General features: G+C 49.4%; 14 protein-coding genes. 13 read left to right on the top strand and 1 reads right to left on the bottom strand.

Translation table 11 applies throughout. From position 1 onward, the window contains the following. The first annotated feature begins 38 nt into the window (after positions 1-38). From HZC01_01500 to HZC01_01445, 12 genes are all read left to right on the top strand, one after another. Positions 39-1256 carry a pyridoxal phosphate-dependent aminotransferase gene (locus tag HZC01_01500; protein ID MBI5037371.1) on the top strand — a complete coding sequence of 406 codons (1218 nt, stop codon included), beginning with the start codon at positions 39-41 and terminating at the stop codon, positions 1254-1256. A 16-nt stretch (positions 1257-1272) separates the two neighbouring features. Then, a complete protein-coding gene (locus tag HZC01_01495) occupies positions 1273-2517 on the top strand; it encodes a Glu/Leu/Phe/Val dehydrogenase (GenBank protein ID MBI5037370.1) in 1245 nt (414 codons plus the stop codon). 56 nt (positions 2518-2573) lie between these two features. Then, the gene (locus HZC01_01490; GenBank protein MBI5037369.1) at positions 2574-3005 is read left to right on the top strand and encodes a TraR/DksA C4-type zinc finger protein; all 432 of its coding nucleotides are present in this window, start codon (positions 2574-2576) and stop codon (positions 3003-3005) included. A gap of 9 nt (positions 3006-3014) precedes the next feature. Beyond that, positions 3015-3488, top strand: a complete 474-nt coding sequence (locus HZC01_01485; GenBank protein MBI5037368.1) for a signal peptidase II — start codon at positions 3015-3017, stop codon at positions 3486-3488. Positions 3489-3533: 45 nt separating this feature from the next. Next, positions 3534-4223, top strand: coding sequence for a CDP-alcohol phosphatidyltransferase family protein (locus HZC01_01480; GenBank protein MBI5037367.1), 690 nt, complete (start codon positions 3534-3536; stop codon positions 4221-4223). A gap of 155 nt (positions 4224-4378) precedes the next feature. After that, positions 4379-5113 carry a hypothetical protein gene (locus HZC01_01475; GenBank protein MBI5037366.1) on the top strand — a complete coding sequence of 245 codons (735 nt, stop codon included), beginning with the start codon at positions 4379-4381 and terminating at the stop codon, positions 5111-5113. Between the two features lie 93 nt (positions 5114-5206). Then, a complete protein-coding gene (locus HZC01_01470) occupies positions 5207-5875 on the top strand; it encodes an rRNA pseudouridine synthase (protein MBI5037365.1) in 669 nt (222 codons plus the stop codon). A 91-nt stretch (positions 5876-5966) separates the two neighbouring features. Then, the gene (locus HZC01_01465) at positions 5967-7487 is read left to right on the top strand and encodes a YifB family Mg chelatase-like AAA ATPase (GenBank protein MBI5037364.1); all 1521 of its coding nucleotides are present in this window, start codon (positions 5967-5969) and stop codon (positions 7485-7487) included. Between the two features lie 84 nt (positions 7488-7571). Then, positions 7572-8075, top strand: a complete 504-nt coding sequence (locus HZC01_01460; GenBank protein MBI5037363.1) for a hypothetical protein — start codon at positions 7572-7574, stop codon at positions 8073-8075. Between the two features lie 259 nt (positions 8076-8334). Then, positions 8335-9819 carry a HAMP domain-containing histidine kinase gene (locus HZC01_01455; GenBank protein ID MBI5037362.1) on the top strand — a complete coding sequence of 495 codons (1485 nt, stop codon included), beginning with the start codon at positions 8335-8337 and terminating at the stop codon, positions 9817-9819. Positions 9820-9821: 2 nt separating this feature from the next. After that, positions 9822-10553, top strand: a complete 732-nt coding sequence (locus HZC01_01450; protein ID MBI5037361.1) for a hypothetical protein — start codon at positions 9822-9824, stop codon at positions 10551-10553. A 232-nt stretch (positions 10554-10785) separates the two neighbouring features. Next, positions 10786-11343, top strand: coding sequence for a response regulator (locus HZC01_01445; protein ID MBI5037360.1), 558 nt, complete (start codon positions 10786-10788; stop codon positions 11341-11343). Positions 11344-11416: 73 nt separating this feature from the next. Here HZC01_01445 and HZC01_01440 read toward each other — a convergent pair whose 3' ends face one another. After that, complete coding sequence (locus tag HZC01_01440; protein ID MBI5037359.1) at positions 11417-12745, bottom strand: peptidoglycan DD-metalloendopeptidase family protein; 1329 nt, start codon at positions 12743-12745, stop codon at positions 11417-11419. Between the two features lie 165 nt (positions 12746-12910). Here HZC01_01440 and HZC01_01435 point away from each other — a divergent pair, with 165 nt between their 5' ends. Next, positions 12911-15937: a leucine--tRNA ligase gene (locus tag HZC01_01435; GenBank protein MBI5037358.1), complete on the top strand. Its 3027-nt coding sequence runs from the start codon at positions 12911-12913 to the stop codon at positions 15935-15937. Positions 15938-15972 lie beyond the last annotated feature (35 nt).

The following is a 15972-nucleotide window of genomic DNA, read 5'->3' as shown; positions in this document are numbered from 1 at the left end:
CCTGCGTGTTTCACGTGGAACATATTGCCTCATCTACTATGACACTGCGTATCTCACAACGCGGCAGAACCGTTCCCGCCTCTCCCATGCGGACGTTTCATGCTAAAGCAATGCGCGCTCAGCGGCAGGGGGTAGCCGTACATTTTGTTAATATTGGCCAGCCGGATCTCCCGACACCGGCGTCATTTACTCATGCACTTCGCCGGTATCGTGGCGCGGTAGTCGGCTACGCTCCATCACTGGGATATCCTGAGGTGCGGCAGGCCTGGCAACAGTATTATCTCCAAGCTAAGATTCACGTTTCGATTGATAATATCATTGCCACCGTGGGCGGCAGCGAAGCGTTGCAATTTGCTTTGATGAGCGTGGCTGATCCCGGAGATGAGGTGCTGATATTTGAACCAACCTATCCAAGCTATATTTCGTTCGCCCGAATGCTCGGCGTGAAAACCGTTCCGATTCCGTTATCAATTACCAATGGTTATCACCTGCCGTCAACCAAGGAAATTGAACGACATATTTCGAAACGAACACGCGCCATCATTATTTGCAATCCGTCGAATCCCACGGGGACAATTTTATCCGATGCCGAGATGCACCGCCTCGCGCGCCTCGCGCGGCAACATTCATTATTTATCATAGCTGATGAAGTGTATCGAGAATTTAATTTTCGCGCGTCCGTGACGCATAGTTTTCTAAACATGCGGTCAATTCAAAAGCAATTGATCGTTGTCGATAGCGTTTCCAAACGATTCAATCTGTGCGGTGCGCGGGTGGGCGCCTTGGTCAGTCGTAATCGGCAGGTACTCGAATCATGTGAGCGATTTGCCCAGAGTCGCTTGTCCGCTGCGACCATAGAGCAGCTGTCTGTCATTCCGCTCCTGCGGCAGAATAAAAAATATTTGCATTCAGTACGATTGATTTATCGCACTCGTCGCGATGCGGTAGTGCGTGCGCTCAAAAAGTTGCCAGGTGTGACGACGTATGTGCCAGAAGGAGGACTGTATGTGATGGCGGGATTGCCCGTTCGCGATGTGGCGCACTTTGCTGAATGGCTGGTATCGAAATATACATATCAGGGTGAGACCGTATTGATCGCCCCGGGATCTGGTTTTTATCAAACGCCGAGAGCCGGGAAGCATGAGGTGCGCATCGCCTTTGTATTATCGCCGGCGCTACTCAGACGCGCTGTCAACATTATTGGTCTTGCTTTGTCCGCTTATCATTTACAATTTCCCCGCTATGCCATCCATTAATCCGTTTGATAATGCCATGCATAATCTCCGACAGTCCGGCAGTGCGCTCGGCCTGACCGATGAGCAGATTGAGAAAATTGGTATGCCTGATGCTATCCTTGAGCGAGAACTTTCCATCACGATGGATTCAGGAGAAGTAAAAGTTTTTCGTGGGTATCGAGTACAATTTAATAATGCGCGAGGGCCGTACAAAGGCGGCATCAGATTTCATCCTGAAGCAAATCTCGATGAGGTGAAAACGCTGGCGTTTCTCATGGCCATCAAGTGTGCGGTGGTGGATATTCCGATGGGTGGCGGCAAGGGAGGTATTCAGGTAAATCCAAAAGAATTGTCAGCTGCAGAATTAGAACGGTTGTCGCGAGCCTGGGTTCGCGCATTTTTCAAAGATATCGGTCCGGAGAAAGATATCCCAGCTCCGGACGTGTACACCAATCCGACGATTATGGCCTGGATGGCCGATGAGTATTCGAAGCTGGCTGGTAAGCCAACGCCGGCTACATTTACCGGCAAGCCGATCAGTGCGGGTGGATCACAAGGGCGGGATACGGCGACTGGACAAGGTGCGTATTATGTACTTGAAGCTCTGGCGGCGCATCGTGGCATTGTTCCTCGGGAAACAACGGTAGCGGTTCAGGGTTTTGGCAACGCCGGATATCATATTGCGCAGATTTTGCATGATGCGGGATACCGGGTGGTGGCCGTGTCTGATTCGCGTGGCGCGATCTATGATAAACGGCACCAGGGCATGGATCCAAAAAACATAATGCTGACCAAAGAAGAAAAGGGAGAAATTGGCGGTTGCTACTGCGCCGGTACGGTTTGTGATTGTGAGAATTATCAAAAAATTACCAATGACGCTTTACTCGAATTAGACGTCGACATTCTGGTCCCGGCGGCGCTGGAAAATCAAATTACCGCAGATAATGTTGAACGTGTTCAAGCGGATATTATTTTGGAGGTGGCAAATGGCGCGCTGACCCCGGAAGCGGATGCGGCGCTCTTTGCTCGGAACCGCGTGGTGGTGCCGGATTCCCTGGCGAATGCCGGGGGAGTCACGGTCAGCTATTTTGAGTGGTTCCAAAATACGTATGCGGAATCCTGGGAGGAAGAAAAAGTGCAGCGTAAGCTGCGCGAGGTGATGGTGACCACCTTTGATGCTATCTGGAAACGAGCCCTAGATCAGGGGCTCACGCTGCGCCAAGCCGCTTACCACATCGCCCTTGAGCGGATCGCGGCTGCGATGCAGAAACGGCATTCGTAGGGCGCTGGCGTGGGTTGTGGATAGACCATAGTGCACAATTGTGGAGGTGTGCTATAATGCTCCCGAGCCGCAGAAGGCTCTTCATTATTTATTACCATTCTAATCGTATGGCAAGCGGTACCCAGTCAATTGATCAGGCGTTTATCGACGAGCAAAAAGAACGTTTAGAGCAAGAAAAAGAGCGTTTGGAAAAGCAGCTTCACGGCATGACCGGCGGCGATTCTTTTGATAAAGATACGGCCGAGTCGCACTGGAGCGATATGGGCGATAAAGAAGAAGACAATGCGATTGAAGTGGCTCAATTTCAGGATTCGATCTCCCTGGAGCGGAATCTCGAAGAGCAATTGGAACAGGTTAATTCCGCATTGGCTCGGATGGAAGACGATCGGTATGGCGTCTGCGAGGTGTGTGGTAACGCGATTGAAGAAGATCGCCTACGCGCCTATCCTGGAGCGACCAAATGCATGACGTGCGCCTCGAAGCGTTAATGCATTCATATGCGTACCCGCACAGTTGTCATAATCGGTGCGGTGCTGGTGGTACTCGGTTGCGCTGATCGTATACTCAAAATTATTGCCCTGCACGTCATTCCGGCAGAAGGGTGGTTTGTGTTTGGTGATATACTGGGCATTCGATTAGAATACAATACGGGCATTGCCTATGGATTAACAATCGGACGCCCCTGGGTAGTGATTGCATTAATATGTGGGGCAGTGCTCGGGCTGAGTGCTTATGGCGCTCGATTATGCATGCGGCGCCAACGGCTGGAGGCGGTGGGGGTGGCCAGTATTATCATGGGAGCCCTTTCAAACATGGTTGATCGGATTCAGTATGGATCCGTCATTGATTATTTTTATATTACGGGCATGCCACGCTTCAATGTAGCCGACCTTATGATTACTGGAGGGGTGGTGTTGTGGTTGAGTTTCTTATGGCACCGGCGTCTTGACGCGCCGGAGCAAGTAGCCTAGGCTCTGATTAGAATAGTACTTTAGGCATTATTATAGGAGGATAGTATGGAAACAGGGCCAGTTACTGAATTCAAAGCCACGCATCTGCATGAATTGATGGCTCGAGTGTTTGGGCCGTTAGCCCGGTGGTGCGCACGAGTGGGTATCGATCCGAACGTATTTACCTATACGAGCGTTGGGTTCGCCGCTTTTTCCGCGGTCATGATTTGGTTGGATCATTGGTTTCTTGCGGGAATTTTTTTGCTCTGCAACGGAGCCTGCGACGTATTGGACGGAATACTCGCGCGATCAATGCCAGAGCGATCTGAGCGGTTGCGCCAAAAGGGAGCCTTCCTCGATCCAGCAGTCGATCGCATCAATGATGGTTTCTTATTCATCGGTTTGATTCTCTACGGGGTTGAAGAGATCATTAGTGTTTGGCCGACGCATTTAGGGGGATATCGTTTTTTCCTCATCGCGCTTATTGCAGCTGCGATCGCTCATCCTATCTCGTCGTATTATCGGGCGCGCATCGAATCGCTCAATCTGCGATTTCAGCAGAAGAAACCGCTGACGCGAGCGGGTCTTCACGTGGCGCTTGGTTTCGTCATCATCGGTATGTGGCTGATCAACGGACCGTGGCGTCATGAATTTTTTTTCTGGTCGGTGACCCTCTGTGTGTCGCTGCCGACGATTATCAATCTGGTGCGGCGGTTCCGCCACTCGTTGAAAATCTTCGATGAACATTATCAGTAGTCGCTTTCGCCATTTCCCATTATGCGCCCCTCACCATCACCATGATTGTGCGGGGCGTATTTATTATTGCCTAAAGAAGGTGGGCATGCTAGGATAGAGCAATTTAAAAGAGTTCATTGTATTAACATCCGATGGAGGTTTACGTGCGAACACTAATGTTGGCATTGCTGATGGCGATCATGGTGAGACTGGGACAGGCGGCGCCGGTGCCATTGTATCTACGATTTCAGGAAGAAGCGCGCACGGCGCTTGATTCATTGAGTCAGGTCGGTGATACGACTGGCATGGCACAGCTCATCGTGCTGCACAATCTTGCTTTTCATCATTATCCCGACAGTCGGGATCAGGCTGAGCGACTCCTCAAAAAGTCGTTCAAGCATGACACTACTACTTTGGTGCAGGCGTATCGTGGTTCACTGGCGATGATCAAGGTGAGCGATCGGGGGAAAGCTGGCAATGCGCTGCGCGGAATTGGCAAACTTTTTGGAGTCTCTGGCTCGGCGTACGATGAAGCACGCGACGGCTTCAAAAAAATCACCGAGGCGTTGATTCGCGATTCACTGGGTGGTCACCATCAGGTGCAGTTGCGATTGATTCGTGCTACAGCAGCAGCAGAGGCATTGGGATTTTTACCAGAATTGATGGATGAGGCGACGGCTGATCTGACGTGGCTCCAAGAGCATGTGCCGCAGAGCGATTCGGCTGTGTATTTCTTTGTTCAATTAACGTGGGCAAAGTATTATTACGCCGCTTCACAGAGCGCATTGTATCCGCCAATTCAGACGGTGCTTTTGAGAGAATCTAAACGATATCTCGCCATAGCCTATCCGAGTGCGGTTTCACCGGTACTCTTACGCGAGTATATCTTCTGGCTCACTCGAGTCGGGTAGCATCTGCTTTCTCTCACGTCGCTATCTTTGTTCTAAGGGCTGTCATCTGGCGGCCCTTTATTATTTATACTGAGAAGCGATATACTACTTGATATGCGTATCAATAAATTTATCGCTGCCAGTGGGATTGCTTCGCGCCGCAAGGCCGACGCTTTGATTGTGGCAGGTCAGGTGATGGTGAACGGTATTGTTCAGCAAACGCTCGGTACTGAGATTGACCCTGATCATGATCGTGTGACGGTTTCCGGACGCGAGATTAGTGCTGCGTCAACGCCTACTTATCTTTTGTTTCACAAACCAGTTGGGTATGTGTGTACGCATGCCCGGCATCATGGTGAACAATCCATATTTGAGTTATTGCCCGAGACGTATCGGCATTTAGCTATCGCTGGTCGCCTGGATAAAGATTCATCGGGACTGCTGATATTATCCGATGATGGCAATTTTATAAATGAATTGGTCCACCCGCGGTACACCAAAGAAAAAGAATACGAGGCGACACTCTCCCGGCCGTTAAACGCTCAGCAAAGTAGCGAATTGCACCAGGGCGTACGGCTCGAAGAGGGTGTGGCCCGTGTCGATCGGTTGACCAGAGTACATGGATCAACCTATCAAATTATTTTGCATCAGGGGTGGAAACGTCAGATACGTCGGATGGTGGAGGCGGTTGGCGCTCAGGTGGTCAGTCTGGTCCGTAGGCGGATTGACGATTATCAGCTGGGGAATCTGGCTGAGGGTTCGTTTCGCGAATTTAAGAAATAGCAAATCTTGACAGTCCCGAATGGTTTGCTAGGATACACCCATCGAGAAGAATTAACATCAAAAGCCTTCCCCCTAAACACGGAAGGTTTTTATGTCTGTATCAATCATTGTTCCCTCGGCAACTATTTTTGGTCTCGAAGCGCAGCCCGTCGAGGTCGAAGCAGATGTGGCGCGTGGTTTGCCTAAAATGTTCATCGTCGGATTACCGGATACCGCGGTTCAGGAAGCGAAGGAGCGGGTGCGCTCCGGTATCCGCAATAGTGGCTTTGATTTTCCCGCCGGTGTGGTGACGGTGAATTTAGCGCCGGCTGACATCCGTAAAGAAGGGTCTGGTTTTGATTTGCCCATAGCAATCGCAATCTTACGCGCTCGAGGTGAAATTCATGCTCGGGTGAATCTCACTGATAAATTATTCGTTGGTGAATTAGCGCTTGATGGTAGCGTGCGGCCGGTGCCAGGCGTATTGTCCATGGCGATCATGGCAGCTCGTCGCGGTATTCGCGAGCTTTTTGTGCCGGTAGCCGTAGCCGGGGAAGCAGCGGCAGTAGCTGGTCCTCGGGTGTATCCGGTTCGGCATTTGACTGATGTTGCCGAACATTTAAATAAGCGAATAATAATTTCTCCGTATCAACAAGTCAATCAAGAGCAGCCCATCGTCACTTCAAATTTTGACATTGGTCAGGTGCGTGGGCAGATACAAGCGAAGCGGGCGCTGGAGATAGCGGCGGCCGGCGGCCATAATATTCTCATGATAGGCCCACCGGGTTCGGGTAAGACTATGTTAGCCCGGAGTTTGCCGTCTATTTTACCTCCCCTGACGCCAACTGAGTCGCTGGAGGTGACGCAGATTTATTCCGTATTGGGAAAATTAAATCAACCGACATTGGTTACGGAGCGGCCGTTTCGCTCCCCGCATCACACGACATCGGCCGTGGCATTAGTGGGTGGCGGGAGCTCGCCCCGGCCGGGTGAGATTTCTCTGGCACATCGAGGCGTGCTTTTTCTGGATGAATTTCCTGAATTTTCTCGACACGTGGTGGAGAGCTTACGTCAGCCTCTAGAGGACGGCGTGGTAACGGTGTCGCGCGCTGCGGCAGCGATGTCGTTTCCCGCACGTTTTATGCTCGTGGCGGCGCAGAATCCTTGCCCCTGCGGCTATCTCAATGATCCCGACCGGCCATGCAGCTGCGCACCCTTTCAGATAATTAAGTACAATAAAAAAATATCCGGCCCAGTCGTCGATCGCATTGATATTCATATTCGAGTTCCGCGATTGAATTTCACCGAAATTGGGCAGCCGTCAGCACATGATGAGTCAGCGGCAATTCGAGCGCGGGTACTCGCCGCGCGACAACGGCAGGTTGAACGACTTCGAGGAACCGGGCAAACGATGAATGCAGAAATAACCGTGCGTGAGATTCGGACCCACTGTCAGGTCGGTGAAGCGACCTCCGCGTTGCTCAAAAAGGCAGTTGACCAATTTCATCTTTCGGGTCGGGCATATTTTCGCATACTCAAAGTAGCCCGAACGATTGCTGATTTGGAAAACGATACAAACATATCGATCGATCATGTGGCTGAGGCGCTGCAGTATCGGTCGAAAACTGATTGACATGATCGCGCGCTGAGGAGTAGAGTGGGGGTATTAAAAACTTTTTAAAACAGTTCACTCTACATAATACCCAAGGAGGGTACAATGAAGACGAAAAGAGTCGTCTGTCCAGACTGTGACGATCAGATTCGTGATGCCATGGATATGGGCTTCATGAGAATGGTATGCGTCTTACTGCTGTTAATTTTCTTGGACTATTGGAGAGCTTTCCTGTCGTTGGCGTTTGTCGGCTTGACGTTATGGTGTGAGGTCCATCTCTTCCGCTGGAATGCCGCTCAGTTTGTGGTAGTGAGTGGCACGTTTGTCCTTATTGGGCTTAGCTATATCATCTCCGTTCTTTCGCTTGATAATAAAAGCTGGAGAGCGCGATCTACGATGGAGTTGTGGCGAAGGCGTGGTGGTTTTCGATACCACTGTTTGCTGGCCGGTGGGGCAGCTTTGATACTGGTAGCTGGTGCGGCGATGGTAGAGTATCAACCAAACACATCTGTGCATTGGCTCGGTGTAATCATTACGCTGGTATTAGTTCCCAGTATCATACTTGCCGTAGGCTATTTGAGTAATGATTCATATCATATCCAGGAGTAGTTCTCGTCTGACGATCCCGACCCGTAGCAATAAGCTGCGGGTCGATTTTTTTTGAAATAACTGGAGGGAGGACAACCGTGCAGATTAATGATGATGCCCTTCGACGTTGCTCAGGGCAATGGTGCATCGCTTTCTGATATCAACAAAACAACCGACGAGGTCCCTCGTTTCACTCGGGACAACCGTGTACCAGAATCGGTACACGGTTGACTTTTCGTTAAAAAAATGCTAAAATATATTTGTTGTAACTAAGTACTACATGAAAGCCATGGCTATGGTGGAGGAAGTCCAGGCCAGCAAAACAAAAGAAAAACCAGCCGCGCCAAAATCAGAAGCAGATATCAAGCTCGAGCATGACATCTCGCGTTTAGGTGAGGAAGAGAAATTAAAACGTCTCCGTTGGTCTGTCGCCGTGCGGTATATTGTCATCTCCGCAGTGTGCATTATTACGCTGGTAGGATACCAGATTGGTTTTGGGTTTGACTTGATCGGGGTGCTGATTGCCGCGACTATTGGATTCATTTTCAATCTGACGTCAAATCTCGTTTTTCAAAATATTTATTATCCGCGGTTTTGGCCGTATATCGGCATCGTGTTGGACATGATCATTATTACTTTGATTGTGCATGCCACGGGCGGTATCGAGAGTATATTTTTGCCGTTGTACCTTATTCAATTAGTTGGTACTAATGTTCACTTTAGCGCCCTTGCCGCACCAATTAATTTGGTGCTCGGCGGTGGCATGTTTGTGGCCTTGATTACGGCTGAATACACCGGCGGGATTCCTCACGCTTCAACTGGAATTTTTACCGAGCCGCTTTTCCTCAATCAACGGTATCTTTTTGGAATGGCAATCACCATGATCAGTCTGATGGGTATCAGTACGTATCGCAGCGGTTACGTGGTGCGTAGCTTGTCTACGGTTGAAGCGGAATTATTGCGAGCTAATCAAGAATTAGTTCGGTTGAATAAGATTTATTCACGCGTCAATCGCCGGTTGAAGGAGATTGATCAAATGAAGACGGAATTTATTTCTGTGGCCTCGCACCAGATGCGGACACCACTCTCCGGGGTGAAGTGGGTGATGCGGATGATTTTGGATGGGGATTTGGGTGAACTTAATCAGCAGCAAAAGGAAATGCTGCTCAAAGGGTATGAAACGAACGAGCGGATGATCTCACTTATTAATGACCTTTTGAATGTGTCCCGCATTGAGGAAGGTCGTTTCCAGTATCGATTTGTTCATGCTTCGCTGGAAGAATTAGTCGCTCATATATGCGACGAATTGCAGCCGGCTACTCGTAAGAAAAATGTGAAGCTGTCATTTGTGAAACCGACGCGGGCATTGCCAAAAGCAAACATTGATCCCGATAAAATTAGATTGGCGGTACAAAATCTCGTGGATAACGCCATCAAGTATACTCCGCCAGACGGCACCGTAACGGTTCATCTTACCGAGGATCAGAATCAATTAATTTTCAGCGTCCGCGACTCTGGCGTGGGCATTCCCGTAGATCAGCAGGGTCGCATTTTCTCGAAATTCTTCCGGGCGGATAACGTCATTCGGATGCAAACGGATGGTTCGGGTTTGGGCCTCTTCATCGCAAAAAATATTGTGGAGAATCACCGAGGCACGATCTGGTTTGAGAGTCTGGAAAGCCGCGGCACCACCTTCTATTTCTCTCTACCCATTCATGATCAGGTGGCAGAGACTCAATATGATCAATTTATTAAAAGTATTTAATCATGACATTTCCTTTAGTTCCATTCATTGATTTATTGAATGGTATCATCTGCGCATTCGCCAGCGTTCGTCTGTATCAGGCTTACCAGCGTGATGCTTCTAATCGTGTACTCTATTTCTTTGCGCAGGGGTATTTGGCGGTGGTGGTGGCATATTTGTTTTTTTCCATCCCGCGCATTTTTCTGTGGGATAGTTCGATGGCGATTGCTATCGGATTTATCGGAGCACAGGCCTGTCTCTATCTCTCGGTTGCTTATTTTTCGAAAGTTTCAATGTTCTTCATCAGTGTGCAGCGTATGCAGCTGGTATTTTATCTCATCTTGATCGTTTCATCGGTGGCCATGGTGTTGACCGTATTGTATCGGGGCAATCCATCGTTTGATCCGGTCACGAGTATTACCACCTGGGATATTCATCCGATCGTGAGCATCGCGAGTTTGATCATCCTTGGCGGCGTGCTGTTCTGCAGTATCATATTTTTCTTTATGCAAGGCATTCGAACTCAACATCGATTAGTAAAAACGCGCTCATTTATTATTTCTGGTGGACTCACCCTTCTCTTAGTTACCGCCTATACGTATTATGAGGCGTTAACCCCGCTCGGCGTGCTGGTTTCGGATTTATTTTCCCTCATGTCGTATTTAGTTATCTTTTTTGGTATAATCTATGGACGTGAGCGCCCGAAGCCCTGGGCGACCCCGACACAACCATCTACCTCCTATGACCAACTCTAAGCAAACTATACTCATAATTGAGGATGAAGACATCCTCGTCGATGTTCTGAGCAAGAAACTCGAGCAGGTTGGATATCAGGTATATTCGGCTCGGGACGGCGCCGACGGTTTGGTACAGGCGGAAAAAGTACATCCGGATTTAATATTACTGGATATTGTCATGCCCAAAATGGATGGGTATGAAGTGCTGACCGCACTGAAAGAGAAGCACGGATCGGCTATGCCAGCCGTCATGGTTATTTCAAATTCAGGGCAGCCGGTGGAACTAGAAAAGGTTAAAACGCTGGGCGCTCGAGATTACATCATTAAGGCTCAATTTACGCCGGATGAGGTGCTGGAAAAAGTGCGCGGCATTCTCGGTGGTATCCAGCCAGCCAGCGCTTCGCCAACCGCCAGTCCGAAGGAAAACCAGACTCGAATATTAATAGTCGAGGATGATCAGTTCCTGCGGGATTTGCTGGTGACGAAATTGACCAAAGAAAAGTTTGATGTGACCGCGGCCATGGACGGCCCCAGCGGCCTGGAGAAAATTTTGACGACACGTCCGGAAATCGTACTGCTCGATATTATCATGCCGGGCATGGACGGATTTGAGATTCTGAAGCGTATTCGGGATAACACTGATATGCAGATGGCGCGCACGCCAGTCATTTTGCTGTCCAATCTCGGCCAAGAAGCTGACGTGGAGAAAGGGCGTAACTTGGGAGCTAATGATTATTTGATCAAGTCGAATTTTACCATTGATGAGATCATTGAAAAAATTCAGAAGACGTTGAAGCAGGTTGGCTAATTTCTTGCGTATACGAAAGCGCCTCAGTCGAGATTCGGCTGAGGTTTTTTGATTGGCGAGCGCTCCGTTCGATTTATAGATAGCTCAAGGGATTGACCTGGACGCCATTCACAATAACTTCGAAATGGACGTGCGGCCCGGTGCACCAGCCGGTACAGCCGATCATACCGATAGTCTGTCCTCGGGAAACGCTGTCACCTACTGAGACAAACATTTTTGAGTGGTGCGCGTATAATGTTTTGATGCCATTGCCGTGATTGATGATGATGCGATTGCCATAGCCAGAACCCCAACCGACTGCCTCGACACGGCCGTCATCGGCGGCATAGGTCGGCGCCGTATAGGGGCCGGTAATATCGAGGCCCGTATGTCCCCATTTGAAATATTGGCTGACGCGGTGGCCGGTGGTTGGCCAGAGTAATTTTCCTGATGAACCGCCCTGTGTTGATGAGGGAGGAATAGGGCCACCAGCAAAGCTGGATCCACGGGGTGAGGTGATCGTAGGAACCTTTGGCGGCTCTACTTCACCGCCAGGAATTATGAGAATTTGATCAATATCAATATCAGTGGCGTCAACGAGCGCGTTGTACTCAATTATTTCATTAACATCAGCTTTATACTTTTTGGCAATTGCCTCGAGGGTTTCGCTCTTTTTTACCTGATGTGATACGCCGGAAATCGGTAAAATAGTTAGTTTGTTTCCGGGTTTAATCACATCACGTGCCCCAAGCCGGTTTTCCCAGAGAATGGTATCCGTAGAAATGCCAAATTTTTCCGCAATGACGCTAATCGTATCGCCACCCTCGACGGTGTAATACACCACAGATTCGCGCGGTCGATCGCCGACCGTGGTACTGGAGAGATTTGGGTTTACTAGAGCGCCGCTGCTCGCCAGGAGTGCGCTGGTGCCGGTATCGGCTGCGGTCGGCGTGCCGGAATTCAGCGGGGTAACCGTGCCGGTGATTCGAAAATAGTCGGGGGTGGAGTACGTGTCTTGAATAGCCGTTTCAGTAATCTCGACATCTTGAATATTTGTGGTCATCGCGCCAAGCAATAAATCCCGACCAAATTCCTCTGCTCGTGTTTCTTTGATTACGAAGTTATTAACAATAACAGCGACCGCCAGGAAAGCGATGATGGCGTGGATGGATGATTTATTCAGCAGTGGGTAAATGATTTTATTCTTTGCGGGAGCAAAAACTATATCCAATCGATTTTTGACGGTTCGATACAAGCTATAAGCGTGAATAAATACGTGGCGCAATAAAAAACGCCCAATTACTCGAATCGGCCGCACAAGGATCCAGTTCAGCATTGAGCCCAAGACCGCGCCAACCATCATCACCCCTTCCAGGGCGCGCAATAATGCGGTTATGATGATTGATTTAAACCGGAGGCTCAAACAATGATAAATTACTGTTTAACCCGCCAAATAGGTATATTTGGCGCCACTCCTTATCTCCATAAGTTTCAATTGCGAACAATACCATAGGTATATAGCCATGTCAATCGGTACTGATTATATCGCTTGAATTGGCAGTAGTGAAATGTTAGAGTGAATTGTACTATGCGGAAACACTACAATCATTCGGAAGTTGAGCAACGCTGGCAGGAATCCTGGAAGCGGGATCAGGTTTGGCGTGTTTCGGATACGGCATCGGGTGATTCGTCGTACGTATTGGATATGTTCCCCTATCCATCGGCGCAGGGTTTGCACGTCGGCCACCCAGAGGGGTACACCGCATCCGATATCTATACCCGCTATCTTCGCGCTCGGGGAAAATCGGTGCTCCACCCGATGGGGTTTGACTCATTTGGCCTGCCCGCAGAGAATTACGCTATCAAAACTGGCACCCACCCCGCCAAAACCACCGCAGAAAACATTGCCAACATGCGCCGGCAGATACAAAGTCTCGGGTTTTCCTATGATTGGTCACGCGAGGTTATTACGTCTGATCCAAAATATTACCGCTGGACTCAGTGGATTTTTGTTCAGCTGTTCAAGCACGGCCTCGCCTACGAAGCTGACGCGCCGATCAATTGGTGTCCGAAAGATAAAACCGGCTTAGCTAATGAAGAAGTAGTAGACGGAAAATGCGAGCGTTGCGGCACGCCGGTGACCAAGAAACAAATTAAACAGTGGTTAGTAAAAATTACTGACGAGCGCTATATCGAGCGATTGCTTCATGGATTGGATACTGTTGATTGGCCAGAGTCAATCAAATTATTACAGCGCAATTGGATTGGTCGGAGCGAAGGTGCGACGATACATTTTCCGATTGAAGCGCAGTGGCCAAAACGAGTCATCATATTACATGGGTACCAGGGCAGTCCGGACACGGGTTTCAAAGTATGGCTCCGCGCCGAACTTGAGAAGCATGGTACGCGCGTTGACGCGCCACAGCTATCAATCGAGGAGATGCCGAGCCTGGAGGAAAATCTTAAAATTGTGAAATCCTTGAAACCGGATTCAGACACGGTTATTCTTGGGCATAGCCTTGGCTGCGTGCTGGCATTGGAAGCCGTCCAGCAATTAGGTTTGAAATTAGCTGGGTTGGTATTGCTTGCACCGCCCCATGTTCCAGCTCAACCGAATGTCACCTATCCCGCGGGAGTTTCGCAGTATAGTGACTATGATTATGATGTGAAAAAAATTAATCGCCAGGTGCCACGGATTACCGTGATTGGCGATACGCATGATGACTTGGTGGCACCAGCTGAACCAAAGGCGCTAGCGGAATTATTGGGCGCCCACTTAATTATGGAACAAGCGCCACGTCCGCATTATGCTAATCGCGAACTCGGATCGTTTGCCGTGCCGACGGTGTTGGCAGCAATTGCATCTGGAGCTAATCAACAGGTAACGGTATTTACTACCCGACCGGATACAATATTTGGCGCGACGTATGTGGTGCTGTCACCCGAGCACTCATTAGTTGGTTTAATCACGACTGACAAACAACGCAGTGCTGTTGAGCAATACCAAAAAGAAGCGGCGGCCAAATCTGATCTGGAGCGCACTGATTTGGCAAAAAATAAAACTGGCGTTTTTACCGGCGCGTACGCAGTCAACCCCGTTAATGATAAGAAGATGCCCATTTGGATAGCTGATTATGTGTTGAGCACTTATGGTACGGGCGCCATCATGGCCGTGCCAGCGCACGATGAGCGGGATCACGCCTTTGCCCAGAAATTTAAACTGCCGATTGTGCCTGTCATTCAGCCAGATCGGGTGATGCCGAAGATGCAGCCGCCCATGGGAAGCGCCGGCGCTTGGGGTACCCTAGATTCCGACATTGAGTACACTTGCTGGACGGGTGATGGTGAGATGATCAATTCCGGCGAGTATAACGGCATGGATTCGGTTGAGTTCAAGAAAAAAATTATTGCCTGGCTGGAGAAAAAGGATTTAGGCAAAACATCCATCAATTACAAAATGCGCGATTGGTTATTTTCCCGCCAGCGGTACTGGGGCGAACCAATCCCGATTGTGCATTGCGCCAAATGCGAGGCGGCGGCAGTCCCGGAAAAAGATTTGCCCGTTACCTTGCCCGACGTGGAGAAATACGAACCAACCGGCACCGGCGAATCGCCACTGGCCGCAATTGAATCATGGGTCAATACGACCTGCCCTGAGTGCGGCGGACCAGCCAAACGCGAGACAAATACCATGCCGCAGTGGGCTGGGTCTAACTGGTATTTCTTACGCTATTGCGATCCACATAATGACAAACAGCTGGCTGATCCAGAAAAATTGAAAGCCTGGTTGCCGGTCGATATGTATGTGGGTGGTGCGGAGCATGCGGTGCTGCATCTTTTGTACGCGCGTTTCATTTATAAGTTTTTGTTTGACATTGGCGCAGTGCCGAACGAATGCGGTGAAGAACCATTTGTGAAACTGAAGAATCAGGGGATTATCCTGGGCGAGGATGGACAGAAGATGTCGAAGTCGCGCGGCAATGTGATTAATCCTGACGATGTCGTCAAAGAATACGGCGCGGATGTGCTGCGCATGTATGAAATGTTCATGGGGCCGTTTGAAGATGCGAAGCCGTGGAGTACCAAGGGGATCATTGGTGTTCGGAGATTTGTTGAGCGGGTCTGGGAAATATTTGATCGGGTTGAGCGGGGCAAAACTGAGGTTGGGAGTACATTACTGCATCAGACTATCCAATCAGTCAGCGAAAAGATTGAGCTGTTCCGTTTTAATACCTGCATTAGTGATTTGATGAAATTAACCAATGAATGGGGCACTGCTTCTGTGGCACAAACTTCATTTGAAAGATTTTTACAATTACTCGCACCATTTGCCCCGCACTTGGCGCAAGAACTCTGGCACCAGCTGGGACACACGACGTATATAGAAAACGAGGGGTGGCCGAAATTTGATCCAGCCAAAATCGTTAAAACAGAAGCCACCTATGCTATCCAGGTAAATGGCAAACTTCGCGACACGCTGGTAATGCCGACTGATGCTCCTCAGGAAGTGGTCGTTGAAAAAGCAAAAACCAGTGTGGCCGTGCAGCGGCATCTGACTGGTGAACCAAAAAAAGTAATTTTTGTTCCCAAAAAACTGGTGAATTTTGTGGTTTAAGGTTTCTGACTAAATAAGGTATACTGAAAAAACAC

It is taken from the genome of Candidatus Kerfeldbacteria bacterium (assembly GCA_016214565.1).
In the GTDB taxonomy this organism is placed as follows: Bacteria; Patescibacteriota; Patescibacteriia; order UBA10025; family JAHIVO01; genus JAXDBW01.
Note: the sequence above shows the minus strand (reverse complement) of the source record. Positions and strands in the feature narration are given on the sequence as shown.

Bases quoted from the DNA above. Each gene is read 5' to 3' on its own strand.
- HZC01_01500 (MBI5037371.1), top strand. From the start codon at position 39: ATGACACTGCGTATCTCACAACGCGGCAGAACCGTTCCCGCCTCTCCC.
- HZC01_01495 (MBI5037370.1), top strand. From the start codon at position 1,273: ATGCATAATCTCCGACAGTCCGGCAGTGCGCTCGGCCTGACCGATGAG.
- HZC01_01490 (MBI5037369.1), top strand. From the start codon at position 2,574: ATGCTCCCGAGCCGCAGAAGGCTCTTCATTATTTATTACCATTCTAAT.
- HZC01_01485 (MBI5037368.1), top strand. From the start codon at position 3,015: ATGCGTACCCGCACAGTTGTCATAATCGGTGCGGTGCTGGTGGTACTC.
- HZC01_01480 (MBI5037367.1), top strand. From the start codon at position 3,534: ATGGAAACAGGGCCAGTTACTGAATTCAAAGCCACGCATCTGCATGAA.
- HZC01_01475 (MBI5037366.1), top strand. From the start codon at position 4,379: ATGTTGGCATTGCTGATGGCGATCATGGTGAGACTGGGACAGGCGGCG.
- HZC01_01470 (MBI5037365.1), top strand. From the start codon at position 5,207: ATGCGTATCAATAAATTTATCGCTGCCAGTGGGATTGCTTCGCGCCGC.
- HZC01_01465 (MBI5037364.1), top strand. From the start codon at position 5,967: ATGTCTGTATCAATCATTGTTCCCTCGGCAACTATTTTTGGTCTCGAA.
- HZC01_01460 (MBI5037363.1), top strand. From the start codon at position 7,572: ATGAAGACGAAAAGAGTCGTCTGTCCAGACTGTGACGATCAGATTCGT.
- HZC01_01455 (MBI5037362.1), top strand. From the start codon at position 8,335: ATGAAAGCCATGGCTATGGTGGAGGAAGTCCAGGCCAGCAAAACAAAA.
- HZC01_01450 (MBI5037361.1), top strand. From the start codon at position 9,822: ATGACATTTCCTTTAGTTCCATTCATTGATTTATTGAATGGTATCATC.
- HZC01_01445 (MBI5037360.1), top strand. From the start codon at position 10,786: ATGGTTATTTCAAATTCAGGGCAGCCGGTGGAACTAGAAAAGGTTAAA.
- HZC01_01435 (MBI5037358.1), top strand. From the start codon at position 12,911: ATGCGGAAACACTACAATCATTCGGAAGTTGAGCAACGCTGGCAGGAA.